Source organism: Puniceibacterium confluentis, assembly GCF_007923445.1.
Classification (GTDB): domain Bacteria; phylum Pseudomonadota; class Alphaproteobacteria; order Rhodobacterales; family Rhodobacteraceae; genus Puniceibacterium; species Puniceibacterium confluentis.
The window spans coordinates 26,456-50,117 of the sequence record NZ_VOJI01000006.1; the positions used below are offsets into that span (position 1 = coordinate 26,456).

The 23,662-nt window shown below is 64.2% G+C and carries 22 protein-coding genes and 1 other RNA gene; 10 read left to right on the forward strand and 13 right to left on the reverse strand.

What is annotated here, in order from left to right:
- Positions 1 to 121: 121 nt before the first annotated feature.
- The 4 genes from FOY53_RS08555 (at position 122) to FOY53_RS08570 (ending at position 5,730) form a co-directional block, all read left to right on the forward strand.
- Positions 122 to 778, forward strand: coding sequence for a tetratricopeptide repeat protein (locus FOY53_RS08555; RefSeq protein ID WP_146587775.1), 657 nt, complete (start codon positions 122 to 124; stop codon positions 776 to 778).
- Between the two features lie 106 nt (positions 779 to 884).
- Complete coding sequence (locus FOY53_RS08560) at positions 885 to 2,192, forward strand: outer membrane protein assembly factor BamB family protein (RefSeq protein WP_246107332.1); 1,308 nt, start codon at positions 885 to 887, stop codon at positions 2,190 to 2,192.
- A 64-nt stretch (positions 2,193 to 2,256) separates the two neighbouring features.
- Positions 2,257 to 3,729, forward strand: coding sequence for a ribosome biogenesis GTPase Der (gene der / locus FOY53_RS08565; protein ID WP_146587779.1), 1,473 nt, complete (start codon positions 2,257 to 2,259; stop codon positions 3,727 to 3,729).
- A 264-nt stretch (positions 3,730 to 3,993) separates the two neighbouring features.
- Positions 3,994 to 5,730 carry a SulP family inorganic anion transporter gene (locus tag FOY53_RS08570; RefSeq protein ID WP_146587781.1) on the forward strand — a complete coding sequence of 579 codons (1,737 nt, stop codon included), beginning with the start codon at positions 3,994 to 3,996 and terminating at the stop codon, positions 5,728 to 5,730.
- A 147-nt stretch (positions 5,731 to 5,877) separates the two neighbouring features.
- Here the strand turns inward: FOY53_RS08570 and FOY53_RS08575 are convergent, their stop codons facing one another.
- Positions 5,878 to 6,579, reverse strand: a complete 702-nt coding sequence (locus FOY53_RS08575) for a TspO-related membrane protein (protein WP_146587783.1) — start codon at positions 6,577 to 6,579, stop codon at positions 5,878 to 5,880.
- A gap of 3 nt (positions 6,580 to 6,582) precedes the next feature.
- A complete protein-coding gene (gene serS / locus FOY53_RS08580; RefSeq protein WP_146587785.1) occupies positions 6,583 to 7,875 on the reverse strand; it encodes a serine--tRNA ligase in 1,293 nt (430 codons plus the stop codon).
- A 607-nt stretch (positions 7,876 to 8,482) separates the two neighbouring features.
- Here serS and FOY53_RS08585 point away from each other — a divergent pair.
- A complete protein-coding gene (locus FOY53_RS08585) occupies positions 8,483 to 11,383 on the forward strand; it encodes a ribonuclease E/G (protein WP_146587787.1) in 2,901 nt (966 codons plus the stop codon).
- A gap of 108 nt (positions 11,384 to 11,491) precedes the next feature.
- Here FOY53_RS08585 and FOY53_RS08590 read toward each other — a convergent pair whose 3' ends face one another.
- Positions 11,492 to 11,716 carry a sulfurtransferase TusA family protein gene (locus FOY53_RS08590; RefSeq protein WP_146587789.1) on the reverse strand — a complete coding sequence of 75 codons (225 nt, stop codon included), beginning with the start codon at positions 11,714 to 11,716 and terminating at the stop codon, positions 11,492 to 11,494.
- 93 nt (positions 11,717 to 11,809) lie between these two features.
- Between FOY53_RS08590 and FOY53_RS08595 the strand changes: the two genes are divergently transcribed.
- The 4 genes from FOY53_RS08595 (at position 11,810) to FOY53_RS08610 (ending at position 16,234) form a co-directional block, all read left to right on the forward strand.
- Positions 11,810 to 12,562 carry a cytochrome c biogenesis CcdA family protein gene (locus tag FOY53_RS08595; RefSeq protein WP_146588147.1) on the forward strand — a complete coding sequence of 251 codons (753 nt, stop codon included), beginning with the start codon at positions 11,810 to 11,812 and terminating at the stop codon, positions 12,560 to 12,562.
- A 79-nt stretch (positions 12,563 to 12,641) separates the two neighbouring features.
- Positions 12,642 to 13,874, forward strand: coding sequence for a hypothetical protein (locus FOY53_RS08600; protein ID WP_146587791.1), 1,233 nt, complete (start codon positions 12,642 to 12,644; stop codon positions 13,872 to 13,874).
- Positions 13,871 to 15,229, forward strand: coding sequence for a cytochrome P450 (locus tag FOY53_RS08605; protein WP_146587793.1), 1,359 nt, complete (start codon positions 13,871 to 13,873; stop codon positions 15,227 to 15,229). Before FOY53_RS08600 ends, FOY53_RS08605 begins: the two co-directional genes overlap by 4 nt.
- 102 nt (positions 15,230 to 15,331) lie before the next feature.
- The gene (locus FOY53_RS08610) at positions 15,332 to 16,234 is read left to right on the forward strand and encodes a fructose bisphosphate aldolase (RefSeq protein ID WP_146587795.1); all 903 of its coding nucleotides are present in this window, start codon (positions 15,332 to 15,334) and stop codon (positions 16,232 to 16,234) included.
- Here the strand turns inward: FOY53_RS08610 and FOY53_RS24060 are convergent.
- From FOY53_RS24060 to FOY53_RS08660, 10 genes are all read right to left on the reverse strand, one after another.
- A complete protein-coding gene (locus tag FOY53_RS24060) occupies positions 16,182 to 16,538 on the reverse strand; it encodes a hypothetical protein (RefSeq protein ID WP_342783996.1) in 357 nt (118 codons plus the stop codon). The two genes, FOY53_RS08610 and FOY53_RS24060, sit on opposite strands and share 53 nt — an antisense overlap.
- 62 nt (positions 16,539 to 16,600) lie before the next feature.
- Positions 16,601 to 16,819, reverse strand: a complete 219-nt coding sequence (locus tag FOY53_RS08620; protein ID WP_146587797.1) for a ribbon-helix-helix domain-containing protein — start codon at positions 16,817 to 16,819, stop codon at positions 16,601 to 16,603.
- Positions 16,816 to 16,992 (reverse strand): DUF4169 family protein, encoded by a 177-nt coding sequence (locus tag FOY53_RS08625; protein WP_146587799.1) that lies wholly within the window; start codon positions 16,990 to 16,992, stop codon positions 16,816 to 16,818. Before FOY53_RS08625 ends, FOY53_RS08620 begins: the two co-directional genes overlap by 4 nt.
- 1 nt (position 16,993) lies before the next feature.
- The gene (gene fumC, locus FOY53_RS08630) at positions 16,994 to 18,394 is read right to left on the reverse strand and encodes a class II fumarate hydratase (protein ID WP_146587801.1); all 1,401 of its coding nucleotides are present in this window, start codon (positions 18,392 to 18,394) and stop codon (positions 16,994 to 16,996) included.
- Between the two features lie 85 nt (positions 18,395 to 18,479).
- The gene (locus FOY53_RS08635) at positions 18,480 to 18,989 is read right to left on the reverse strand and encodes an SspB family protein (protein ID WP_146587802.1); all 510 of its coding nucleotides are present in this window, start codon (positions 18,987 to 18,989) and stop codon (positions 18,480 to 18,482) included.
- 108 nt (positions 18,990 to 19,097) lie between these two features.
- The gene (gene chrA / locus FOY53_RS08640; RefSeq protein WP_146587804.1) at positions 19,098 to 20,354 is read right to left on the reverse strand and encodes a chromate efflux transporter; all 1,257 of its coding nucleotides are present in this window, start codon (positions 20,352 to 20,354) and stop codon (positions 19,098 to 19,100) included.
- An 84-nt stretch (positions 20,355 to 20,438) separates the two neighbouring features.
- Complete coding sequence (locus FOY53_RS08645; protein ID WP_146587806.1) at positions 20,439 to 21,089, reverse strand: DUF1194 domain-containing protein; 651 nt, start codon at positions 21,087 to 21,089, stop codon at positions 20,439 to 20,441.
- A 71-nt stretch (positions 21,090 to 21,160) separates the two neighbouring features.
- Positions 21,161 to 21,515, reverse strand: a transfer-messenger RNA (tmRNA) gene (gene ssrA, locus FOY53_RS08650).
- A 71-nt stretch (positions 21,516 to 21,586) separates the two neighbouring features.
- Entirely contained in the window at positions 21,587 to 21,937 is a 351-nt protein-coding gene (locus FOY53_RS08655; protein WP_146587808.1) for a DUF4345 family protein, read from the reverse strand.
- Positions 21,938 to 22,099: 162 nt separating this feature from the next.
- Positions 22,100 to 22,828, reverse strand: a complete 729-nt coding sequence (locus FOY53_RS08660; RefSeq protein WP_146587811.1) for a FadR/GntR family transcriptional regulator — start codon at positions 22,826 to 22,828, stop codon at positions 22,100 to 22,102.
- 79 nt (positions 22,829 to 22,907) lie between these two features.
- Here FOY53_RS08660 and FOY53_RS08665 point away from each other — a divergent pair, with 79 nt between their 5' ends.
- The gene (locus FOY53_RS08665) at positions 22,908 to 23,660 is read left to right on the forward strand and encodes a DUF2182 domain-containing protein (protein WP_146587813.1); all 753 of its coding nucleotides are present in this window, start codon (positions 22,908 to 22,910) and stop codon (positions 23,658 to 23,660) included.
- Positions 23,661 to 23,662: the final 2 nt, after the last annotated feature.

The following is a 23,662-nucleotide window of genomic DNA, read 5'->3' on the forward strand; positions in this document are numbered from 1 at the left end:
CATGCCGGCCTGCCGCCCCTGACGGTGCGCGACCGAATTTAGCCTCTGGATCAGATGGCTTGGCAGTCCGGGACGAGCGGGGTATGAGGGAGCAAACCGCAAACCCGACGCGAGGCGCCCCTTGAGCAATACCGACAGTTTCATCGACGAAGTGACGGAAGAGGTCCGCCGTGACCGGCTTTATGCGAGCTTTCGCAAATACGGGTGGATTGCAATCCTGGTGGTGGTCCTGATCGTCGGCGGCGCCGCCTGGCGGGAATACCAGAAGGCACAGGCGCGCAGCAGTGCTCAGGCCTTTGGTGATGCGATCTCTGCGGCGCTGGAGTCCGACGACGCCGAAGCCCGGATCGCAGCCCTTTCCGCCATACAGGCACCTCAGCCCGGGGCGCAGGCGATACTGGCGATGTTGCTGGCAGCCGAACAGGGCGACGCCCAGGACGACGCAGCGGCGACGCAGACGCTTGATACCATTGCAAACGCCAGCGACGTTCCGCTGATCTACCGCCAGATTGCCAGCTTCAAGGCGCTGAGCCGGAAAGGCAGCGCCCTGAGTATCGACGTGCGGCGCAGCGGATTCGAGGCCTTGGCAACCGCGGGCGCGCCGCTTCGGTTGCTCGCCGAGGAACAGATTGCGCTGCTGGACATCGAGGCGGGTGACACCGAGTCGGCGCTGAGCCGCCTGAAGGCAATTCTGGCCGACAGCGAGGCGACTGCAGGCTTGCGCCGCCGCGCATCACAGTTGATTGTGTCGCTGGGCGGAACATTGGATGCGGCCTGAACAGGCCAGGGTGCACGGCGCCGGGCGCGGTACATTCCGCCCGGATAAAGTCCCGGCACGGGATCAGACGGACCACGGGGGCAGACCTTTGCGCAATATGACGATTATGGCCGGTCTTCTGGGTGCGACCCTGCTCGCCGCCTGCAGCGAACGCGAAGCGATCCTGCCCGGAGAACGGCTGGGCATCCGCGAAGTTCTGCAGACCCGGGGTGCCGACGAGGCCGCCCCAGCCAACACCGCCCGCGCCATCAACCTGCCCGGGCAGGTGGCCAACACGTCCTGGCCCCAAAGCCCGGTCAGCCCCTTCGTGCGTACGGATCACGCCGCCCTGGCAAGTGGCCTGTCACCGCTGTGGTCGGTCAACATCGGGCAGGGCGACAGGCGACGTCACAAGCTGAACACTGATCCGGTGGCGTCAGGCGGGCGGATATTCACCCTGGACAGCGCCAATCAGGTCACGGCCGTGTCCAGCAGCGGGCAGGTGCTCTGGACCCGTGATCTCACCCCGCTGCGCGACGACAACAGCCAGGCCCAGGGCGGCGGGTTTGCCGCAGCCGACGGGCGGCTGTATGTTGCCTCCGGGTTCGGCACTCTCAGCGCGATGGACGCAGCCACGGGGGCCGAGATCTGGACCCAGCGACTGGACAGCACCGCGACCGGTGCGCCGACCTACCGCGATGGCGTGGTCTATCTCACCTCGGGGGACAATCTCGCCTGGGCCATCGAGGCGCAGGACGGGCGCATCCGCTGGCAGATCGACGGGGTGGCTGACATCAACAATGTCGCCGGTGCCCCGGCGCCTGCGGTGGACGATCAGCGCGTGGTCTTCGCCTATGGCAACGGCACCCTGCAGGCGGCCTTCCGTCAGGGCGGTCTGCGGTTGTGGAACGCCGACATTGCCGGCGGTCGCGAGGGATCTGCGATCGCCCTGATCGACGATGTGACCGGTGATCCGCTGATTGCGGGCAACACGGTCTTCGCGGGCAATTTCTCGGGCCGCACCGTCGCCTTCGACAAGGCGTCGGGCGAGCGTTTGTGGACGGCCAAGCAGGGCGCGCTGGGGCCGATGTGGCCTGCGGGGGATTCGGTGTTCCTGGTCTCGGACCGCAACCAGCTGGTGCGGCTCGACGCCACCACCGGCAGCCAGATCTGGGCCGTCGATCTGCCCGGCTATGTGCGGCGCAGCAATCCGCAGAAACAGCGTGACCGGACCCATGCCAATCTTGGGCCGATTCTGGCCGGAGGCCGGCTGATCGTTGCGTCAACCGACGGACAGATCCGCAGCTTTGACCCGGTCAGCGGCGCGCTTGTGGGCAGCACCGCCATCGACGGCGGTGCGACCACCCGGCCCATCGTGGCGGGCGGCGTGCTGTACGTGGTCGCGGGCAACGGGCAATTGCATGCTTTCCGTTAGACGCGCTATGCGTTAGAGGGGCGGCTTGACAACGGGCGGCTGCGCCGACCCGAGGAGCCTGACCATGAGTTTTTCCCTCGCCATCGTGGGACGCCCCAATGTGGGCAAGTCGACCCTGTTCAACCGCCTTGTGGGCAAGCGCCTGGCGCTGGTCGATGACCAGCCCGGCGTCACCCGGGACCTGCGCGAAGGCGCGGCCCGGCTGGGCGATCTGCGCTTTACCGTGATCGACACCGCCGGTCTGGAAGAGGCCACCGATGAATCGTTGCAGGGCCGGATGCGCAAGCTGACCGAACGTGCGGTGGACATGGCGGACATCTGTCTGTTCATGATCGACGCGCGCGTCGGCGTGACCCCCACCGATGAAGTGCTGGCGGAGATCCTGCGCAAGCGGGCCAAACACGTGATCCTGGCCGCCAACAAGGGCGAGGGCTCGGCTGCGGATTCCGGGGTGCTCGAGGCCTATGGCCTGGGACTCGGCGAGCCGATTCGCCTCTCTGCCGAACATGGCGAAGGTCTGAACGATCTTTATGCCCAGCTGATGCCCCTGGCGGACGCCTATGAAGAGCGCGCCGAGGAAGAGGCGCCCGAGGTCGATGTCGACGTCGGCGAAGAGGATGACGATTCCCCCCGGCCGATCACAAGGGCCAGGCCGTTGCAGATCGCCGTCGTCGGGCGCCCCAACGCCGGCAAGTCGACGCTGATCAACCAGATCATGGGCGAAGAGCGCCTGCTGACCGGCCCCGAGGCCGGTATCACCCGCGATGCGATCTCGGTTCAGATCGACTGGGCAGGGCCGGACGGGGTGGCGGTGCCGATGCGCATCTTTGACACCGCCGGCATGCGCAAGAAGGCCAAGGTGCAGGAAAAGCTGGAAAAGCTGTCGGTCTCGGACGGGCTGCGGGCGGTGAAGTTTGCCGAGGTGGTCGTGGTGCTGCTGGATGCGGCGATCCCCTTCGAACAGCAGGACCTGCGCATCGCCGACCTCGCCGAACGCGAAGGGCGTGCGGTGGTGATCGCGGTGAACAAGTGGGACATCGAGGACGACAAGCAGGAAAAGCTGAAGATGCTGCGTGAGGAATTCACCCGGCTTCTGCCGCAGCTGCGCGGCGCGCCGCTGGTCACCGTCTCGGCCAAGACCGGCAAGGGGCTGGACCGGCTGCACACCGCCATCATGAAGGCGCAGGAGGTCTGGAACCGGCGCGTGTCGACGGCACAGCTGAACCGCTGGCTGTCCGGCATGCTGGAGCAGCATCCGCCGCCCGCGCCCCAGGGCAAGCGGATCAAGCTGCGGTACATGACCCAGGCCAAGACCCGGCCGCCGGGATTCGTGGTGATGTGCTCGCACCCGGACAAGATGCCCGAAAGCTATTCCCGCTATCTGGTGAATTCCCTGCGCGAAGATTTCGACATGCCGGGCACGCCGATCCGCCTGTACATGCGTGGTCAGTCCGACAAGAACCCCTACAAGGGGCGGCGCAAGACCAATGCCGGTGCCCTGACCAAACATCTGGGAAAGCGGCCCACCAACAAGTGAGCCGGGGCCAGGGCGCTCCTGATCCCAATGGGCGCGCGTTCCGCGCGCGCTGCTTTCTGGCGCTTGCTGCGATGCGAGCCACCAAGATCCGGGGGCTGTTCCTGCGGCACGGGGGTCGGAACGTATTCTTTTTATTGAATGCGTCTTGAGTTTGGACTCCTCACCGTTACATTAGGCCGGTGCGCCGGGGTTCTTCCGGCGGCTGAACCCTTCGCCCGCGCTACCGTTCGCTGACGGGACAACGGCCCGTACCGGACCCTAGCCATGACACTTCGCAGCCTTGCCCGCTATCTGCCGATCCTTGACTGGGGGCGCACCTATGGTCGCGGGGCACTGGGCAATGACCTGCTGGCGGCGCTGATTGTCACCATCATGCTGATCCCGCAGTCCCTGGCCTATGCCCTGCTGGCGGGCTTGCCGCCAGAGGCGGGGCTGTATGCCTCGATCGTGCCGATCCTGCTTTATGCCGTGTTCGGCACCAGCCGCACCCTGGCGGTCGGGCCGGTGGCGGTGGTGTCGCTGATGACCGCGGCGGCCATCGGCACCATCGCGGCCCAGGGCACGGTCGGCTATGCCATGGCCGCGCTGAGCCTGGCGCTGCTGTCGGGGCTGATGCTTCTGGCCATGGGGATTTTCCGGCTTGGGTTCCTGGCGAATTTTCTGTCACATCCGGTGATTGCCGGGTTCATCACCGCCTCGGGCATCCTGATCGCAGCCAGTCAGCTCAAGCACATCCTCGGCATCGAAGGCGGAGGCCATACCCTGGTCGGTATCCTGTGGTCTTTGGGGGAAAATCTGGGTGCGCTCAGCCTCTGGACCCTGTTCATCGGTCTGGCGGCGACCGGGTTCCTGTTCTGGGTGCGCAGGGGATTGAAGCCCTTGCTGCTGGCGCGCGGCCTGACGCCCGGGGTGGCCGATGCGCTGACCAAGGCGGGGCCGGTGGCGGCCGTGGTGGTCAGCACCGCCCTGGTCTGGGGGCTGGGGCTGCAGGACCGCGGCGTCAGCATCGTCGGCGCCGTACCGCAAAGCCTGCCGCCACTGACCCTGCCATCGCTGTCACCCGAGCTGTTGCGCCAGCTGCTGGTGCCCGCGCTGCTGATTTCGGTGATCGGCTTTGTCGAGTCGGTGTCGGTGGCGCAGACGCTGGCAGCCCGACGCCGCCAGCGCATTGACCCGGATCAGGAGTTGATCGGGCTGGGAGCCGCCAACCTTGGTGCCGCCTTCACCGGCGGCTTTCCGGTGACGGGGGGATTTTCCCGCTCGGTGGTGAATTTTGACGCCGGGGCCGAGACGCCTGCCGCGGGGGCCTTTACCGCTGTCGGACTGGCGGTCGCGGCACTGATGCTGACGCCACTGATCCACTATCTGCCGGACGCCACGCTGGCCGCGACGATCATCGTCGCGGTGCTGGGTCTGGTGGACCTGTCGATCCTCAGGACGGCCTGGAACTATTCGCGCGCCGATTTCGCCGCGGTTTCTGTGACCATGCTGGCGACCCTTGTCTTCGGCGTCGAGGCCGGGGTGTCCTCGGGCGTGCTGCTGTCGATCCTGTTGCATCTGTACAAGACCTCGCGGCCACATGTGGCCGAGGTGGGGCTGGTGCCCGGCACCGAGCACTTCCGCAACATCCTGCGCCACGCGGTGCAGACCGATCCGACGGTGCTGACACTGCGGGTGGACGAGAGCCTGTATTTCGCCAATGCCAGATTTCTGGAGGATTACCTCTCCAACCGGGTCGCCGGAGAAACGGCCCTGCGCCACGTGATCCTGATGTGCTCGGCGGTCAATGAAATAGATCTGAGCGCGTTGGAATCCCTGGAGGCGATCAACACACGCCTGGCCGAGATGGGGGTCAAACTGCACCTCTCCGAGGTCAAGGGGCCGGTGATGGACCGCTTGCAGCGCGGTCATCTGCTGGAAAAGATGACCGGCCAGGTGTTTCTGTCACAATATGAGGCGTACCAGAGCGTATCCGGGCTGCAGGCATCCGCAGCGCAGTGAGAAAACGCCGGGAGGCCGGTCCGGCTGCCGGAAACCTGTGCGGAGCGGGCGCGCCGGGCAGGGGGGCAGCGCGCGGCACTCACCCTCGGCCGGGCGGCAGCGAAGGATTGGCGTGCTTCCGGTGCATGAGCACCAAGGTCGGCGGAGTTATTCGGTATCCGTCCCGCGCAGCGCCAGGATCGCGATGATGCCCAGTGCCGCCAGGCCCGAAACGGCGACGTTGAAGGGCTGGTAGTTGGCGACGATGACCGCGACCAAAGCCCAGATCACCGTGATCCCGTAGCTGGGCATGCGGTGCAGCCGGTACTGCACCACCAGCGCAATGATCAGGCCGATGCTCAGGGAAAACAGCGCTGCCGGGGTCTCGGGCATCCAGCCATAGCCGCCCAGCAACAAGCCAAGCGACACCGCGCTGGCGGCGGTGAGCCAGCCGGCATAGATCGCCACCGGTGCCTGTTGCAGCCAGCGGTCGGTGTCCCCGACCCGGAACAGCGACAGCAGCGCCGCCGCAAGCATGATCCAGATGAGCACCGTTGCCCAGATCGGCGACAGGACCGCAACCGGCAGCCAGGTTGCCCCGAGGGTCAGGCTGACAAAGAGCGGCGGGCGCATGTCTGCCCAGTCGGGATCGTCGCTGCGCTTCATGACGCCAAAGACGGCGGCGGCAATCAGCCAGACGTAAATCAGCCCCCAGATCGCAAAGGCATACCCTGCGGGCTGCACCGGCGGTTCGTTCTGCGGCACCGGGAACTGTTCGGGCGCAAAGCCGTTGAAACCGTCGACCAGCCAGGGCGAGGCGGCAAAGGCCAGTGCGGAGACCAGAACCAGTATGGACCAGAGGCGTACCATGGTTCAGACCAGCGCGCCCTGGGCGGTGATGCATGTCCTGCCGCGCAGCCAGGGGTGCAGCGCCTGCGGCAACTCGACGGATCCATCGGCCTGCTGCCCGTTTTCCAGCACCGCGATCAGGCAGCGCCCGACAGCCAGTCCGGATCCGTTCAGCGTGTGCAGGAAATCGGGCTTGCCTCCGGCCGTCGGCTTGAAGCGGGCATTCATCCGGCGGGCCTGAAAATCGCCACAGACCGAGACCGAGCTGATTTCGCGGTACATGTTCTGTCCGGGCAGCCAGACTTCGATGTCATGGGTGCGGCGGGCGCCAAATCCCATGTCGCCGGTGCATAGCACAACCGTACGGTAGGGCAGGCCCAATCGTTCCAGAATGCCCTCGGCGCAACCGGTCATCCGGTCCAGCTCTTCGCGGCTGTTGTCCGGATGGGTGATCGACACCATCTCGACTTTCTCGAACTGGTGCTGTCGCAGCATCCCGGCGGTGTCGCGCCCCGCCGAACCGGCTTCCGAGCGGAAACATTGCGTGTGTGCCACGTAACGGCGCGGCAGGGAGGATTGCTCGACCGTCAGGCCGTTCACGATGTTGGTCAGCGTCACTTCGGCGGTCGGAACAAGCCACCAGCCGTTTGTGGTGCGGTAGCTGTCCTCGCCGAACTTCGGCAATTGTCCGGTGCCCAGCATCATCTCGTCGCGCACCAGAACCGGGGTCCAGGTCTCGGTCAGGCCGTTGTCCTCGACATGGGTGTCGAGCATGAACTGCGCCAGCGCCCGGTGCACCCGCGCCACGGCGCCCGACAACACCACAAAACGGGCGCCCGACAGTTTGGCGGCGGTCTCGAAATCCATGCCCGGAAGCACAGCCGGGATTTCGTAATGTTCCCTCGGGGCAAAATCCAGAGTACGCGGCTCGCCCCAGCGGCGGATCTCGACATTGTCGGACTCGTCGGTGCCCTCGGGGGTGTCGTCATAGGGCAGGTTGGGAATGCCCATCAGCAGCGTTGTCAGTTCCTCGTCCAGTTCTTTGGCGCGGGCCTGCATCGCCGCCACTTCGGCCTTCTTGTCGCCGACCAGCGCGCGCAGCCGTTCGAACTCGGCCTCGTCACCGCTCGCCTTGGCCTTGCCGACAAGTTTCGAGGCCGCATTCTGCTCGGCCTGGGCTGTCTCGGCGGCATGGATCGCGCCGCGGCGGGCCTCATCCAGCTTCAGGACCGCGTCCGAGACACCTGCGCCCCCGCGACGCGAGAGTGCTGCATCAAAAGCAGCCGGATTTTCGCGGAGGGCACGGATGTCATGCATGGGATCTGTCCTTGAAGGCAAAGTTGAGTCGTCGCCGTCTTATGCAACAGAAATGGCCCAAGGTGTAGGGCGGGTTATCGCCATGTCCCCAGGCCAGTGGTGCGGCCCCCGGGGCGCGGCGGCAAATGCGCGCCGTTGGCCAAAGACTGGTGACATGTCACATCCCGGAAGGGTTGTTCAACAACTTTAAGTATACTAACGCTCTTTGCCTGACGATTGCCCATTGTCATGGCAGGCACCGTGGCCTTATGCTGCTCGACAGGCCGTTTTCGCGTATCGCGAAACGCCGCAAGAGTTTCGCTGGACAGATCGACACGGGGAAATCCCCGAGACCTGGACAGACCGATAGGGCCGCAAGGCCACCAAGTTCGCCCGGGCGCACCGCGCGTCGGGCATTAAATGGGCGCAGACGGACAGGATCCCCAGGGATCTAACCGCTCTTGCGTCGGAGAAGAACCGCGATGACGCGCGCGATCATACTGAGGCACCCGGCGAAAGACCAAAGGTCTTTGCCTGCCTGCGCGCCGCCCCTCGCCTTGACAAGACACCCCCACACCGCGCTGTTCCCGCCAGGGTCCGGCGCGCGTCTGGTGTGCAAACGGACAAAATGGCTAAGAAAATGCTTATCGACGCCACCCACGCGGAAGAGACCCGCGTTGTGGTGGTTGACGGAAACAAGGTCGAGGAATTCGACTTTGAATCCGAAAACAAGCGCCAGCTTGCTGGCAACATCTATCTCGCAAAGGTAACCCGGGTCGAACCGTCGCTTCAGGCGGCTTTTGTCGATTACGGCGGCAACCGTCACGGGTTCCTCGCCTTTTCCGAGATTCATCCTGATTATTATCAGATTCCCGTCGCTGACCGTAAGGCGCTGATGGACGAAGAGCAGGCCTATGCCGAGGCCCAGCAACGCGAAGACGAAGACGAAAAGCCCAAGCGGTCCCGCACCCGGACCCGCGGGCGCTCCAAACCCGAGAGCACCCGGTCGGATGATGCCACCACCTCGCAAGAGGTGTCGGGCATGGAGACCATTGATCTGGACGACGACGATGCGGCGGATGTCGAAGGTCTGTCGCCGATGGAGACCGTTGCGGCGACCCCGGTAGACGAACCCGAGGACGATCAGGCCGAAGGTGCAGAGACGGCGGCCGAGGACACTGACGAAGTTCAGCAGGCGTCTGACCGTGACGAATCCATTGAATCGGTTGCAGATGACGACACCGAGGAGGATTTCCGTCCGGTGCGCAAACCGCGCCCGCGCCGCTACAAGATCCAGGAAGTCATCAAGGTCCGTCAGATCCTGCTGGTGCAGGTCGTCAAGGAAGAGCGCGGCAACAAGGGCGCGGCGCTCACCACCTATCTGTCGCTTGCCGGACGTTATTGCGTGCTGATGCCCAACACCGCGCGTGGCGGCGGCATTTCGCGCAAGATCACCAATGCCGCGGACCGCTCCAAGCTCAAGGAAATCGCACAGAGCATCGAGGTGCCGAAGGGCGCCGGCCTGATCGTGCGCACCGCCGGGGCCAAGCGGACCAAGACCGAGATCAAGCGCGACTACGAATACCTGCAGCGTCTGTGGGAGCAGATCCGCGAGCTGACGCTCAAGTCGATTGCGCCCGCGAAGATTTACGAAGAGGGCGACCTGATCAAGCGGTCGATCCGCGATCTGTACAACCGCGACATCGACGAGGTGTTTGTCGAGGGCGAGCGCGGCTACCGCATCGCCAAGGACTTCATGAAGATGATCATGCCGTCCCACGCGAAGAACGTGAAGCATTACGCTGAATCCATGCCGCTTTTTGCGCGCTATCAGGTCGAGAGCTATCTCAGCTCGATGTTCAACCCGACGGTGCAGCTCAAGTCGGGCGGCTATATCGTGATCGGTGTGACAGAGGCGCTGGTGGCGATCGACGTGAACTCGGGCCGTGCCACCAAGGAAGGCTCGATCGAGGAGACCGCGACCAAGACCAACCTCGAGGCAGCCGAAGAGGTGGCACGCCAGCTGCGTCTGCGCGATCTTGCGGGCCTGATCGTGATCGACTTCATCGACATGGACGAGCGCAAGAACAACCTCGCTGTCGAAAAGAAGATCAAGGACAAGCTCAAGACCGACCGCGCCCGCATCCAGGTGGGCCGGATTTCAGGCTTTGGCCTGATGGAAATGTCCCGTCAGCGCCTGCGCCCCGGCATGATCGAGGCGACGACATCGCCGTGCCCGGCCTGCCACGGCACCGGTCTGATCCGCTCGGATGACAATCTCGCGCTGTCCATCCTGCGGGAGATCGAGGAAGAGGGCGTGCGCAAGCGGTCGCGTGAAGTGCTGGCGAAATGCCCGGTCGGCATCGCCAACTACCTGATGAACATGAAGCGGGAACACATCGCCCAGATCGAGCTGCGCTATGGCATGGCCGTCCGGATCGAAGGTGACCCGCATCTTGTCAGCCCGGATTTCAGCCTTGAAAAGTTCAAGACTGCGACCCGTACCGTGCCCGAGGCGACCGCTTATGTGGTGTCGGTCGACACCTCGCTGATGGATCAGGTCGATGAAGACCAGGTCGACGAGGACGACGTCGAAGACGAATTGCCGATCGAAGACGCGGAAGTCGTATCCGAAGCACCGGCCCAGCCGAATGGCGAGTCCGGCGATGACGACGGCAAACCGAAAAAGCGTCGTCGGCGGCGTCGGCGCAGCCGGGGCAAGTCCAACGGCAACGGCGAGTCCGAGGATCAGAACGGCGACGACGAAGGCAAGGATGCTGCGGAGCCGGTTGCAGCGGTCGCAACAGAGGTCGTGACGTCGCAAGACGCCCCGGCCGAGGTCGCGGCGGAAGCACCGGCAGCGGCGGATACCGAAGCTACGCAACCGACCGAGACGGGTGCGACGCCTGCGGAGGCGGTGGACGGTACAGCTGAGGCAGTCGAGGCGGTTGCCGAAGAGCCCAAGCCCAAGGCCAAACGCACCCGGTCGCGCGCGAAGAAGCCCGCAGCCAAGGATGCGGCGACTGAGACCGCTGTTGCTGACAGTGACGTTGAGGAAAAGCCCAAGCCGAAGCGCACCCGGACCCGCAGCCGCAAGAAGGTTGAGGAAGCTCCGGCCGAAACGGTGACCAAACCTGACGCCGAAGCAACGGTGCCGGTCGCGGAAACCGCAGAAGCAGCGGCACCGGTCGAGGCGGCGATTGCGGCGGAGCCAGTGCCGGAACCCGAAGCAGCGGCGCAACCCGCAGTCGAGAAGCCCGAGCCGGTCGCCAGCACCGCCGAGCAGGTCACCCCGGAAGCGCAGGCCGAGCCCGAAGAGGCTGCGCAGTCTGAGCAAGCGCCGGCGTCAGAAGCGCCAGTATACGCGGACACCTTGGCCGAAGCGACGTCTGCTCCGGAACCCGAAGTGGAGCCGGTGGCCGAGGCTGCGCCAGAGAGCGACCGGCAACTCGAATCCGCCGAGGCCGAGAGTGACGCATCAGACGATGGCAAGCCGAAAAAGCGCGGCTGGTGGTCGATCGGCCGCTAGGTCCGTCTGCACGATGAAAAAAGCCCCGGCAGATCCGCCGGGGCTTTTTGCTGTCTATGTGCCGGTGGGCCGGGGACGCAGTTCCGGATGACCTGCCCGGGGTAGGGCCTACGCGCCTTTGCGGATGGTCCAGACCATGGCAGGACCGTCTGCGACGGAAGCCTCCAGCAGATGCCCGGCTTCGGCGCAGAAATGTGGCACGTCGATCACCGCGGCCGGATCGTCGGTGCGCAATGACAGCACATCGCCGCAAGCAAGCGCCGTCAGACGCTTGCGCGCCTTGAGCACGGGAAGGGGACACAGCAGCCCGGTTGCATCGAGATCATGGGTCATGATTTGTGACTTAGGCGCTGTGTTACAATGTGTCCACAGTGTTGTGACGCAACCGGACGTGACGGCGGTTGCGCAATGGCCTATGTCGGTTTCATGTTCGGATTTGAAATCATCGACGCGGGACTTGCGCCCGCCATGTTCGTGGCGCTTCTGGCCGGGGTCATCTCGTTTCTGAGCCCCTGTGTGCTGCCCATCGTGCCGCCGTACCTTGCCTATATGTCGGGGGTCAGCGTGGCCGAGATGCAGGGTGGCGGTTCGGCCCGTTTCCGGGCGGTCACGGCAGCGCTGTTCTTTGTGATGGGGTTGTCGACCGTGTTCCTGCTTCTGGGGTTCACGGCTTCGGCCTTCGGCCTGTTCTTTCTTCAGAACCAGGAGCTTCTGGCGCAAATCTCAGGCGTTGTCGTCATGGTTTTCGGGCTGCATTTTCTGGGAGTGTTTCGCATTCCCTTTCTGGATCGCGAAGCGCGGGTAGATGCCGGGGACAGCGGCGGGTCTGCCTTTGGTGCCTACATCCTGGGGCTGGCCTTTGCCTTTGGCTGGACCCCCTGCATCGGCCCGCAACTTGGCGCGATCCTGTCGTTGGCGGCCTCCGAGGCCTCGGTGACCCGGGGCACTTTGCTGCTGGGCATCTATGCCGCCGGACTGGGCATTCCCTTCTTGCTGGCGGCGCTGTTCCTGAGCCGGGCGATGACGCTGATGAACCGGCTCAAGCGACATATGAAGCTGATCGAACGGGTGATGGGCGTGTTGCTGATCGTGGTCGGCCTGGCGTTGGTCACCGGGGCGTTTTCAAGCTTTTCCTTCTGGCTGCTCGAGACCTTTCCCGCACTCTCGACGCTGGGGTGACGCAGGCGGCTGCGGCGAATGTGCCTTACTCTTGCCGGAATGGATGCGTAGGCTCTGGGTGACTGCGCCGAGGTGAGCCATGACTGAATCACATCCCGAGATCGGCCGGCGCCGGGTGTTCTACATTCCCGGCTACGATCCGATTCATCCCCGCCGATACCGCGAGTTGTACCGCAAGGAAGGCGCGGCGCAGGCCGCGATTTCCGGCTATGAGATCGGCCTGACACCCAAGACCACCAAAGGCCCCTATGGCTGGCACGTTTCGGCCCGGATTGACGGGCAGAGGGTGGAAGCCGATGTCCAGGTGCTGGTCTGGTCCGACATCGTGCGCGGGTCGATGTCACAGTCCATCCCGGCAACCTACCTGCAACTTGTGCGCACCGCCTGGACCTATATCGCCAGCGGCACGTTGCGGCGGCTGATGCTTCTGCGCAAGGGGCCGGTGATCGCGGCGCTCTACCCGATCGGGATGCTGCTGGCGCAGGCGGTTCTGGGAATCGTCGCGGGCTGGGTGGTCGCTGCCGGAACCGCGCGGATATTCGGCCCCTGGCTGGGCGTTGTTGCGTCGGCGGGCGGCATGGTGCTGGGCCTGGCGGTTGCGGTGATGATCCTGCGATGGTTCAAGCGGCGCGACGGCAGGCTGTTTGCCTATTACCTGATGCATGACTACGCCTATTCGGCCCGGCTCGGTGGGGCAAACCCCCCGGAGCTCGAGCGGCGGATGGCAGAGTTCACGGACACGATCGGCGCGGCACTGCTGGAGCCTGTGGACGAGGTTCTGGTCGTCGGCCACTCTTCGGGTGCGCATCTGGCGGTGTCGATCCTCGCCGACCTGATCCGGCAGGGGCGGGTGCCCGCGAACGGACCAAGGCTGGCGTTCCTGAGCCTGGGGCAGGTGGTGCCGATGGTGTCCTTTTTGCCAAAGGCCACCCGGCTTCGCGCCGATCTGCATTATCTGTCATCCAGCGACGCCCTGACCTGGGTCGATGTGACGGCGCCGGGGGATGGCTGCGCCTTTGCGCTGTGTGATCCGGTGGCGGTCAGTGGCGTGGCGCCGCCAGGCAAGCGCTGGCCGCTGGTGTTTTCAGCCCAGTTCACCAGATCGCTGAGCCCGGAGCGGTGGAAACACCTGCGCTGGAAATTCTTTCGCCTGCATTTCCAATACCTCTGCGCCTTCGACCGGCCGCTGGATTACGATTATTTCCAGATCACGGCGGGACCGCACAGCCTTGCCAGCCGTTATGCCGATCGCCCGCCTTCGGCCAGCCGGATTGATGTCGCGGTGTCGAAATATACCTCGATGGCGGCATGATCCCACCCAAACCCAGGGCACGGCCCGACAGGGTGTCGCTGTGGCGGTACCTGAAACTGTTCCGCGCCGACATCCTGTCGGCCCAGCCCGCGCGCCTGTACCGGGCCTGGATGGCCGAGTTCCGCACGCCGTTCTTTCGTTCGTACCTGCTCAACCAGCCGGATCTTGTGCGGCTGGTACTGAAGGAACGCCCGCGGGATTTCCCCAAGTCGGACCGCATCAGCGAAGGCCTGCGGCCGCTGCTGGGGCAAAGCGTTTTCCTGACCAATGGTGCGCAATGGGAGCGCCAGCGCCGCATCATCGACCCGGCCTTCGAGGGCGGACGGCTGCGCGAAACCTGGCCTGCGATGTGGGCGGCGGCCGAAGCGGCACGGCACCGGCTGAGCGCACGCGCGGGCGAGGTGGTCGAAATCGAGGAAGTGGCCAGCCATGTGGCGGCGGATGTGATCTTTCGCACATTGTTCTCGATCCCGATCGAAGACGCCGTGGCACAGGAAGTCTTTACCGAATTCCGCGCCTATCAACGCACGCAGCCGATCGTGAACCTCGCCGCCTTTGTCCCGCTGCCGGACTGGATGCCGCGGTTCTTTCGCCGCGACACCCGCGCCGCGGCGCGCCGGATTCGCGCTTTGATCAGGCAACTGACCGCAGAGCGGGCGCAGGCCATCGCTGACGGCACGGCGCCGGATGATCTGGCGACCAAGATCATGACAACGCCGGACCCCGAAACCGGGCAGCGCTTTTCTTCCGAGGAAATGGTCGATCAGGTGGCGATCTTCTTTCTGGCCGGGCATGAGACCAGCGCTTCGGCCCTGGCCTGGGCGCTGTATCTGCTGGCGCTGTTCCCGGACTGGCAACACAAGGTTGCGCGCGAGGCGGAGGCGCTGCAACAGGGCGACTTTGCGGAAATGGCCCGATTGCGGGTCAGCCGGGATGTTTTCCGCGAAACCCTGCGGCTGTATCCGCCAGTGCCGATGATGGTGCGCGAAACGGCCTGCCCGGAACATCTGCGCGCGCGGGATATTCCCAAGGGGGCGCAGATGGTGATCAGCCCCTGGCACCTGCACCGGCACGTGCGGTTGTGGGAGCAGCCCGACAGCTTTGATCCGGCGCGCTGGGGGACAGAGAATGGCCGCACCTGCGCCCGCGATGCCTTTATCCCGTTTTCCGCCGGGGCGCGGGTCTGCCCGGGGGCAGGGTTTGCCATGATCGAGGGCCCGCTGCTGTTGTCGCTGCTGCTGCGTGACCTGCGGGTGAGTTGTGTTGCGGGGCAGGTTCCCGAGCCGGTGGCGCATCTCACGGTGCGGGCGCGGTCGGGGATTCATCTGCATGTTGCACGGCGCGGCACGGCATAATTTCAAGCGGTTAGCGCTAAACCTGCGTCGAGACGCTACCATAGGGCGGATCTTTCCCTTAGGACATTGGCGAACGTGATCAACAAGGATGATGGATCGACGATGGCACAGGGTTCTGCAGCATTTTCGGCACAGGCCGAGCGCATGAAAACCGGCAAGGGCTTTATTGCCGCACTGGATCAGAGCGGCGGCTCGACTCCGAAGGCGCTGAAGCTCTACGGCGTGGACGAGGACAGCTATTCCGGTGAAGAGGCGATGTATGCCGAGATCCACGCGATGCGCTCGCGGATCATCCTGGCGCCGGATTTCACCTCGGAAAAGGTACTGGGCGCAATCCTGTTCGAGCGCACGATGCGCGCCGAAGTGAACGGCAAGCCGACGGCGGCTCTGCTCTGGGAAGATCGTGGAATCGTGCCGTTCCTGAAGATCGACAAGGGGCTCGAGGATCAGGCCGAGGGTGTGCAGATGATGAAGCCGATGCCGACGCTGGCGGCGCTGTTGGCGGACGCGGCAAGCTTCGGGATCTTCGGCACCAAGGAGCGTTCGGTGATTCACGAGGCGAATGCAGCCGGTATCGCGGCGGTGGTTGCGCAACAGTTCGAGGTTGCCAGAACCGTGATCGCCGCCGGTTTGGTGCCGATCATCGAGCCCGAAGTGAACATCCATTCGGCAACCAAGGGCGAGGCCGAGGCGCTGCTGCGCGACGAGATCCTGAAACATCTCGACACGCTGGACGCCGGGCAGGATGTCATGCTGAAGCTGACGATCCCGGATGAGGACAACATTTACGATGTGCTGGCGGATCACCCCAGGGTGGTTCGGGTTGTTGCGCTGTCCGGCGGTTATACCACGGATGACGCCTGCCAGAGGCTTGCGCGCAACGGAAAGATGATCGCAAGTTTTTCACGGGCACTGACCGAAGGCCTGAGCAAGCAGCAGTCCGATCCCGCGTTCAACGCGGCGCTTGGCGGCAATATCGACAAGATTTACCAGGCGTCGGTGTAACCTGGCTGTGACCGGTCTGGTGGGTCCGGGGCAATCCGGTTCCGCCGGACCAAGACTTTTCAGAAAAGTCTTGGCAAAAGTTTTCTGAAAACTTTTGGCGCTGTCCTTCCGGACCGACCAGCGGACGCACAGGTTCGCGGTTGCAGAAGATCACCACCTGTCCGGCGTTGGTGACCGCGCTATATCCGCGGCGGTCCAGTTCGTACAGAAAGTTTTCCAGCCCAATCACACGTTCAATATCGTGCAGTGACCGCCGCACGCTGCCGCCATCCAGGGCGGCTTTGGCCGAAAATATCTGGCGCATCCAGATCTCTGGCGAAGGGACCGAATGGGGTCTGCTCATCTCGGCAGCGTTGCACGCCCGGGTTAATCCGCTCTTAACCGCTCCAGCACAAAGACCCTGATCGCCGACGCCAGACCCACGTCCACGGCGCGGTTGGCGTCGATCTCGGCGGCGAGCTGGTTCAGTGGCTTGGCTTCAGCTTCGGCTATTTCCCGGAACGCGGTCCAGAAGGCATCTTCCAGCGACACCGAGGTCCGGTGTCCGCGCAGCGTAAGCGAGCGTTTGACCGGCCGCCCGCTCATGGATCGCGCTTCTTGCCGTCAAGATCCCTGGCAGCCCGGGCCGCGCGCGCCGCCTCGCGATCCTTTTCAGCTTTGCTGCGGCCGAAACGCACGGCATTCTCGTCAGCGCGGGCCTTTTTTTCGGCCCGCGCCTTGTCCTTGCGGAACCGGTTCAGATTGACCGGTTCGGACATCTCACTTCGGCCCGATCATATCTTCGGGGCGGACCACGCGGTCAAACGTCTCGGCATCGACAAAACCGAGGGCAATCGCCTCTTCTTTCAGCGTCGTGCCGTTCTTGTGCGCGGTCTTGGCAACCTTGGTGGCGTTGTCGTAGCCGATGGTCGGTGCCAGTGCCGTGACCAGCATCAGCGATTCCTTCATCAGCTTGTCGATCCGCGCCACATTGGCCTGGGTCCCGACAACCATGTTGTCGGTGAAACTGCCTGCCGCATCGCCCAGCAGCTGCATCGATTGCAGCACATTGTACGACATCATCGGGTTGTAGACATTAAGCTCGAAGTGCCCCTGCGAGCCGGCAAAGCCGACGGCGGCGTCATTGCCCATCACCTGGGCGCAGACCATCGTCAGCGCCTCGGCCTGGGTCGGATTGACCTTGCCCGGCATGATCGAGGATCCGGGTTCGTTTTCCGGCAGGATCAGCTCGCCCAGACCGGAGCGGGGACCCGAGCCGAGCAGGCGCATGTCGTTGGCGATCTTGAACAGGCTCGCCGCGACGGTTTTGAGGGCACCCGAGAACATCACCATGGCGTCATGGGCGGCCAGCGCCTCGAACTTGTTCGGCGCGGTCACGAAGGGCAGGCCGGTGATCGCGGCGATTTCGGCGGCAACGCGGCTGTCCCAGCCCTTGCGGGTGTTGAGTCCGGTGCCGACGGCGGTGCCGCCCTGCGCCAGTTCGTAGATGTCGGGCAGGCACATCTCGACCCGCTTGATGCCCTGTGCCACCTGGTGTGCATAGCCGCCGAATTCCTGGCCCAGAGTGAGCGGGGTGGCGTCCTGCGTGTGGGTGCGGCCGATCTTGATGATGTCCTTGAACTCGTCCGCCTTGGCAACCAGCGCCGCGTGCAGCTTGCGCAGGCCGGGCAGCAGCGTGTCCCGGGCGCTCATGCCGATGGCCACATGCATCGCTGTCGGAAAGGTGTCGTTGGAGCTCTGGCCCATGTTGCAGTGATCGTTGGGGTGCACAGGCTTTTTGCTGCCCAACTCGCCGCCGAGCATCTCGATCGCCCGGTTCGAGATCACCTCGTTCGCGTTCATGTTCGACTGGGTGCCGGACCCGGTCTGCCAGACTACCAGCGGGAAGTTGTCATCGAACTTGCCCTCGATCACTTCCTGTGCGGCGGCGGTGATGGCATTGCCGACTTCGGGCTGCATGTCGCCCTGCATCATGTTGACGGTGGCGCAGGCTTTCTTGATCACACCCAGCGCACGGATGATGGTGACCGGCTGGCGTTCCCATCCGATGGGAAAGTTCATGATCGAGCGCTGGGTCTGTGCGCCCCAGTACTTGTCACCGGGCACCTCAAGCGGGCCAAAGCTGTCGGTTTCCGTGCGGGTTGCGGATGTCTGGGCCATGAAACGTTCCTGTCCTATGCAATCACGCGGGGTTTACCGTCGGGATCGACAGGGGGCAATCCGCAAGATGTCGTCGGGGCAGGTGTTACTTGCGAAAACTGTCCAGACTGACCACATCCGCGTCTTTCTTGTCCGCTTTGGCCGAGCTGCCGAGTTTTGGTTTCGCAGCCGGGGCTGCCGGTTTTGCTTCACCGGCGGTCTCTGCACTGTCTTCGGCATCGACCTCGTCGTCGTCCTCTTCTTCGTGCGTTTCAAAACGCAGGCCGAATTCGACAGAGGGGTCGACAAACGTCTTGATCGCGTCATAGGGAATGTACAGTCGTTCGGGCGCCTCGCCAAAGTTCAGCGAGACGGAAAAGCCTTCGTCGGTGACGTCCAGATTGTCGTACCAGTGTTGCATCACGACGGTCATCTCGCCGGGGTATCTGTCCGACAGCCAATCGGCAATTTCGACATCCGGATGCGCCGTGTCAAAGGTGATGAAGAAGTGATGCTCGCCCGGGAGGCCATCAGCCTGAACCGAGGTCAGGACCTCCTGGATGAGGCCGCGCATCGCGCGATGCATCAGATTTCCATAGTCAATTCCGCGGGACATGCCGCAATCCCTTCTGGTTTTAACAATTACCATATTCTATTTGCCGCGAAACAAAAGGGGACACCAGCGCATTTTTCCGGCGGCGGTTTCCGCGCTGCGCAGACGCCCTCAGAGCAGAGAAAGCCCCCAACCCGCCAGCGCCATGATCGGCAGGGTCAGCAGAGGGCCGCGGTGCCAGACCAGGAGCAACAGAGCCGCCAGCGCGATCAGCATCACTGCGTCGGGCCGCAGACTCGTGGCGTCGGGCACGGGCAGGGACACAGGTCCGAACGTCTGTTGTGACACCCGCGCGAACACCACGTGCAGCGCGAACCAGACCGACAGATTGAGAATCACGCCAACAACAGCCGCCGTGATCGCCGACAAAGCGGATTTCAGGCGCGGACGTGTCTGCAGATGTTCGACAAAAGGCGCCCCGGCAAAGATCCACAGAAAGCAGGGCACAAAGGTCATCCACAGGGTCAGCGCCCCGGCCGCGAGCGACAGGCCGATACCGCCCGACGCATACCCGGTGAGCATTCCGACAAACTGCGTGACCAGGATCAGCGGGCCGGGGGTCGTCTCGGCCAGACCCAGCGCATCGACCATCTGCAGCGGGTCAAGCCAGCCGCGCGCGCCCACCACTTCCTGCGCCATGTAGGCAAGAACGGCATAGGCGCCGCCAAAGGTCACCACGGCGAGTTTGGCAAAAAAGGCCGAGAGGTCAAAGAGCAGTGTCTGCCCGCCCAGGGCCAGCAGCGGCAACGGCAGCAGCCAGAGACCGGCCCAGAAAACGATGACACCGGGGCGGAAGGTGCCCGCCGGCAGGCGCTCCGGTACCCGCGCCGGTGCGCCGCGGCCCGCACGCAGGGCACCGAACAGGGCGGCGGACAGGATCAACAGCGGAAACGGCACCGCAAACAGGAAGATGGCGGTAAAACTCAGGGCGGCAACGGCGGCCATGTCCGGTCCGGTCAATCCCTTGCGCATAAGGCGAAGCAGCGCCTCGATCACGATGACGATCACCGTGGCCTTGACGCCCAGAAGCAGGGCCTCGGTCTGCGGCAGGGCGCCATAGCGGGCATAAAGCAGCGTAAGACCGGCGATCACCAGGGCGCCGGGCAACACAAACAGCACCCCGGCCAGCAGCCCGCCCCCGGTGCCGCGCAGCCGCCAGCCGGCATAGGTGGCCAGTTGCATCGCCTCTGGACCGGGCAGCAACATGCAGAACCCCAGCGCGTTGAGGAACTGTTGCTCGCTCAGCCAGGGGCGTTGGTCCACCAGTTCGCGGTGCATGACACCGATCTGCGCCGCAGGTCCGCCAAAGGACAACAGGCCGATGCGACCGAAAACCCGCAACATTTCGGACCAGGAGGGCGGATTCATGGGGCAGCCCCTGTATTCAGTGATCTGTACGCAGCAGTGTTTGCAGCGATGGCGTCTGTCAACACGAAACGGCGGCGCGCACGCCTAGCTCATGACCTTGCTGATTTCCCGCAGTATCTTGAGGCGGATGGCCCGCGGATAGTCGCGGTGACCGCGGGCGGTGACTACAAAGCCGTCCTTGGTGACCAGCGTTCTGCGATAGAAATTGCTGATCGCGATACCAAGGGATTCGATGGCGATGCCGTTGATGGTCACCCCCAGACGTTCGGCGCGGCGGCGCATCGGACCGACCTCGGAGCCGGCATTGGGTGTACCGTCGCCCGATACGTCGACGATGCGGCGCGCACAGTCGGCAACCTCGCCAAAGTGGTTCAGCGCAAAGGCCAGCGCTTCGGCAGGCGCCGTGTCGGACAGGACAAAGGCGCGGGGCATGGCGCGGGCGGCGGCCGAAAACCGGGCGACATCCAGGGCGCTGCGCATCCGGGTCCAGGGCAGGGTGACGTGCTGACTGGCGACGCCCGACCACTGAATCACCGCCAGCGCGACCTGATCACGTACCAGAATTTCGGCGATCGCCGGGTCTTGCAACGCATCCGCAAGTCCATCCACCTGCAGGCGATATTCCCCCGGGTCCACGGAATTGGAAACGTCCATCGTCAGCAAAAGCGCGGTTTCACAAGCATTTGCAAGGCTTGCTTCAAGAGACACACAAAGGGTCAGCACAAGACGCCACATGCCGCCATTGGGCCTGTGATTGCGGGTCCGGTCAAGGGACCATGCTGCGGACCATGCTGTGATTGCGGGAAAGTGCAGGCTTCTGTTGCCAGGTGCCTGCGAACCCCGCCTTACGCTGCTAGGCGCAAGGGCTTAAGAGTTCGATGTTTCCGACCGCTTACGCGGCAAGAGCCACCGGAGCACGATTGTCATTTGCAATTGTACTTTTCGGACCGATAACGGTGGTACCTCACCGGAACAAAGCAAAACCCCTTTAGACGTTCGTCGATCCTATTTCCACCCCATGACCGCCAAATGAACGGGGGTAATGGTGGAGTGGCCGGGTACCGCCCCCGGGTCCGATCCGCTTATTACGAGCGCGTTTATGTCCATAGTCTGTTGCCAGACAGGTTGAATATAGGCGCGTCGCAGCGGCATTTCAATGGCGATCTGCTGTCGCCGCGCGACAGCTGCCGCGCGTTCTGGCAGGCATGCGCCAAGGGCGGCCCTGCATCGGCTCAGAAGTTGGCCCAAAGCAGCCAGGCCGCAACGACAGCTTCGAAGAAAAAGTATAGAAAAGCCTTTGGTTGCGGTGGGTTGTCGATCGACATTGACACGATTCTGCCAGCAGCGGCCCCGGTGTAGGCGATCCCCATCATGGCATAGGCCATCGGGGTGCCCAACAGGATGCAGCCAAGGCCAAGGGCGACAAACAGGCCGCCGGTCGACGCGCGCACTTCGCTCAGGCCCATGGTGCTGTGCGTCGGCGCCAGGTCAAGCACCCGCGCGGTGTAGCGCGGCGCCAGGAATCCGAACAGCCCGAGGGCAACGGTGAGCAGGGCACAGGTGAGGTTGAGAAGATCGGTCATTCAGGGCTCCAAACCGGGTTGCGCTGCGATCTAGCGCCGTGGTGGCATCCGGGAAGGGGCGAACAGGCTGTGTCTGGCGCTGCCCTTCAGGCAGCGGTGCGACACCTGCGCGCCCCGGTACGGCCGACGGGCAAGCCGGGGGTGGCGCGGGTCCGCCCGGTGTCAGCTGTGCGCCGCCCGCGGGGCGAGCAGGCTGCGGGCCAGGTTGCGGGTGTAGCTTTCCAGTTCCAGCAGCGCCGAGTCGGTTCCCGCCGGGTCGCGGTGTTCCAGCGCATCGGCAATCTCTGTGTGCAGGCCCAGAATGATGTCGCGTGACCGTGCGCTGAAGGTGATCATGTTCATCAGCGGCTGCATCGCTTCGACCGCGCCGGCCAACTGGTAGGACAGCACCGGATTGCCCGCAGCGTCGACCAGGGCGCGGTGAAAGGTGACATCCGAGGCACAGAAGGCCTCGTCCGTCAGGCGCGGTCGGCTCTGGATGCCGATCTCGGCGCGCAGGGTGTCAAGCTGCGCCCGGGTACGGCGCGCGGCGGCCAGCGGGGCGCAGGCGCGCTCCAGCGCATAGCGCGCCTCGCAGGCGACATCAAAGCTGATCGCGTTCATCGACAGCAGCAACGTCGATGTGGTGATCTGCTGGTTATGCGCCTCGGCGTAAGAGAGATGGTTGACGAAGGCGCCGCCGGTGGCACCCCGCTGGGTGCGGATCAGGTTTTGCGCGGCAAGGCGTTTCAGCGCCTCGCGCACCGTGGGACGCGAGACCGAGAACTGTTCTGCCAGTTCGGATTCCGAGGGCAGCCGGTCCCCCACAAGCAGTCTGCCGCCAACAATTGCGTCGCGGATCGACTGGGCGATCTGGGCCGAGAGATCGGCGGGGCGTTCAGGTTTCTTCATATGTCTGACATTTAGGATTTGATCGCTATTTAAATGTCTGACATTCCTAGGGTCAAGAGATGAGTCGGGAGAGAGCATCTTGCAGGGGATCATCCGCAGCGGCCTTTGGCTGGGCTATTTCGCGGTCATTCTGGGCGCCTGGGCCGTGCTGTATGCCATGAGTGTCGGCATGGGGCTGGACCTGCTGGGACGCCCGGGGCCAGGGATGTCGCCGCCGACGGTGATGCCGATGGCGCGGTTTGCGCCGCTGTTTGCCATGTGGGCGGTGATGATGGCGGCAATGATGTTGCCGACATTGGTGCCGACGCTGCGCTCTTACGAGGATCTGATGACCAGCGCCAATGGCACGCGGGCCGGGTGGCTGGGGGTTCTGCTGGGTTATTTTGCGGTCTGGGTAGGCTTTGCTGCCGTGATCGCGGCGCTGCAATTGCGGCTGCTCTCTGCCGGGTTGGTGGATGGTCTGGGCGTCGCGACGACGCGCGGCCTGTCGGTGGGTCTGCTGCTGCTGGTGGGGCTGTATCAGTTCAGCCGGGCCAAGGCGGTCTGTCATGGGGTCTGCCACGCGCCGACACTGTATTTCCTGCGCCACTGGCGCACCGGAATTGACGGCGGGCTGCGCATGGGGCTGGGACTGGGAGTTTATTGCGCAGGCTGCTGCTGGGGCTTCATGGCGCTGGGATTTGTCGGCGGGGTGATGAGCCTGGCCTGGATGGGACTGGCGACGCTGTGCATGGTGATCGAGAAACTGCCACAGGTGGGGCGGTATGTGACCCGGCCGATTGGCGCGGCGCTGGTCGCGGGCGCCGTTGCAATGGGCGCGGGTGTGATCTGAGG

What these genes read in the sequence shown, in the direction of transcription:
- FOY53_RS08625 (WP_146587799.1), bottom strand. Translation starts at nt 16,992, where the DNA reads ATGTCCGAACCGGTCAATCTGAACCGGTTCCGCAAGGACAAGGCGCGG.
- chrA (WP_146587804.1), bottom strand. Translation starts at nt 20,354, where the DNA reads ATGAATCCGCCCTCCTGGTCCGAAATGTTGCGGGTTTTCGGTCGCATC.
- FOY53_RS08620 (WP_146587797.1), bottom strand. Translation starts at nt 16,819, where the DNA reads ATGAGCGGGCGGCCGGTCAAACGCTCGCTTACGCTGCGCGGACACCGG.
- serS (WP_146587785.1), bottom strand. Translation starts at nt 7,875, where the DNA reads ATGCATGACATCCGTGCCCTCCGCGAAAATCCGGCTGCTTTTGATGCA.
- FOY53_RS08635 (WP_146587802.1), bottom strand. Translation starts at nt 18,989, where the DNA reads ATGTCCCGCGGAATTGACTATGGAAATCTGATGCATCGCGCGATGCGC.
- fumC (WP_146587801.1), bottom strand. Translation starts at nt 18,394, where the DNA reads ATGGCCCAGACATCCGCAACCCGCACGGAAACCGACAGCTTTGGCCCG.
- FOY53_RS08600 (WP_146587791.1), top strand. Translation starts at nt 12,642, where the DNA reads ATGACTGAATCACATCCCGAGATCGGCCGGCGCCGGGTGTTCTACATT.
- FOY53_RS08575 (WP_146587783.1), bottom strand. Translation starts at nt 6,579, where the DNA reads ATGGTACGCCTCTGGTCCATACTGGTTCTGGTCTCCGCACTGGCCTTT.
- FOY53_RS24060 (WP_342783996.1), bottom strand. Translation starts at nt 16,538, where the DNA reads ATGCGCCAGATATTTTCGGCCAAAGCCGCCCTGGATGGCGGCAGCGTG.
- FOY53_RS08595 (WP_146588147.1), top strand. Translation starts at nt 11,810, where the DNA reads ATGTTCGGATTTGAAATCATCGACGCGGGACTTGCGCCCGCCATGTTC.
- FOY53_RS08570 (WP_146587781.1), top strand. Translation starts at nt 3,994, where the DNA reads ATGACACTTCGCAGCCTTGCCCGCTATCTGCCGATCCTTGACTGGGGG.
- FOY53_RS08605 (WP_146587793.1), top strand. Translation starts at nt 13,871, where the DNA reads ATGATCCCACCCAAACCCAGGGCACGGCCCGACAGGGTGTCGCTGTGG.
- der (WP_146587779.1), top strand. Translation starts at nt 2,257, where the DNA reads ATGAGTTTTTCCCTCGCCATCGTGGGACGCCCCAATGTGGGCAAGTCG.
- FOY53_RS08655 (WP_146587808.1), bottom strand. Translation starts at nt 21,937, where the DNA reads ATGACCGATCTTCTCAACCTCACCTGTGCCCTGCTCACCGTTGCCCTC.
- FOY53_RS08660 (WP_146587811.1), bottom strand. Translation starts at nt 22,828, where the DNA reads ATGAAGAAACCTGAACGCCCCGCCGATCTCTCGGCCCAGATCGCCCAG.
- FOY53_RS08585 (WP_146587787.1), top strand. Translation starts at nt 8,483, where the DNA reads ATGGCTAAGAAAATGCTTATCGACGCCACCCACGCGGAAGAGACCCGC.
- FOY53_RS08610 (WP_146587795.1), top strand. Translation starts at nt 15,332, where the DNA reads ATGGCACAGGGTTCTGCAGCATTTTCGGCACAGGCCGAGCGCATGAAA.
- FOY53_RS08590 (WP_146587789.1), bottom strand. Translation starts at nt 11,716, where the DNA reads ATGACCCATGATCTCGATGCAACCGGGCTGCTGTGTCCCCTTCCCGTG.
- FOY53_RS08645 (WP_146587806.1), bottom strand. Translation starts at nt 21,089, where the DNA reads ATGTGGCGTCTTGTGCTGACCCTTTGTGTGTCTCTTGAAGCAAGCCTT.
- FOY53_RS08560 (WP_246107332.1), top strand. Translation starts at nt 885, where the DNA reads ATGGCCGGTCTTCTGGGTGCGACCCTGCTCGCCGCCTGCAGCGAACGC.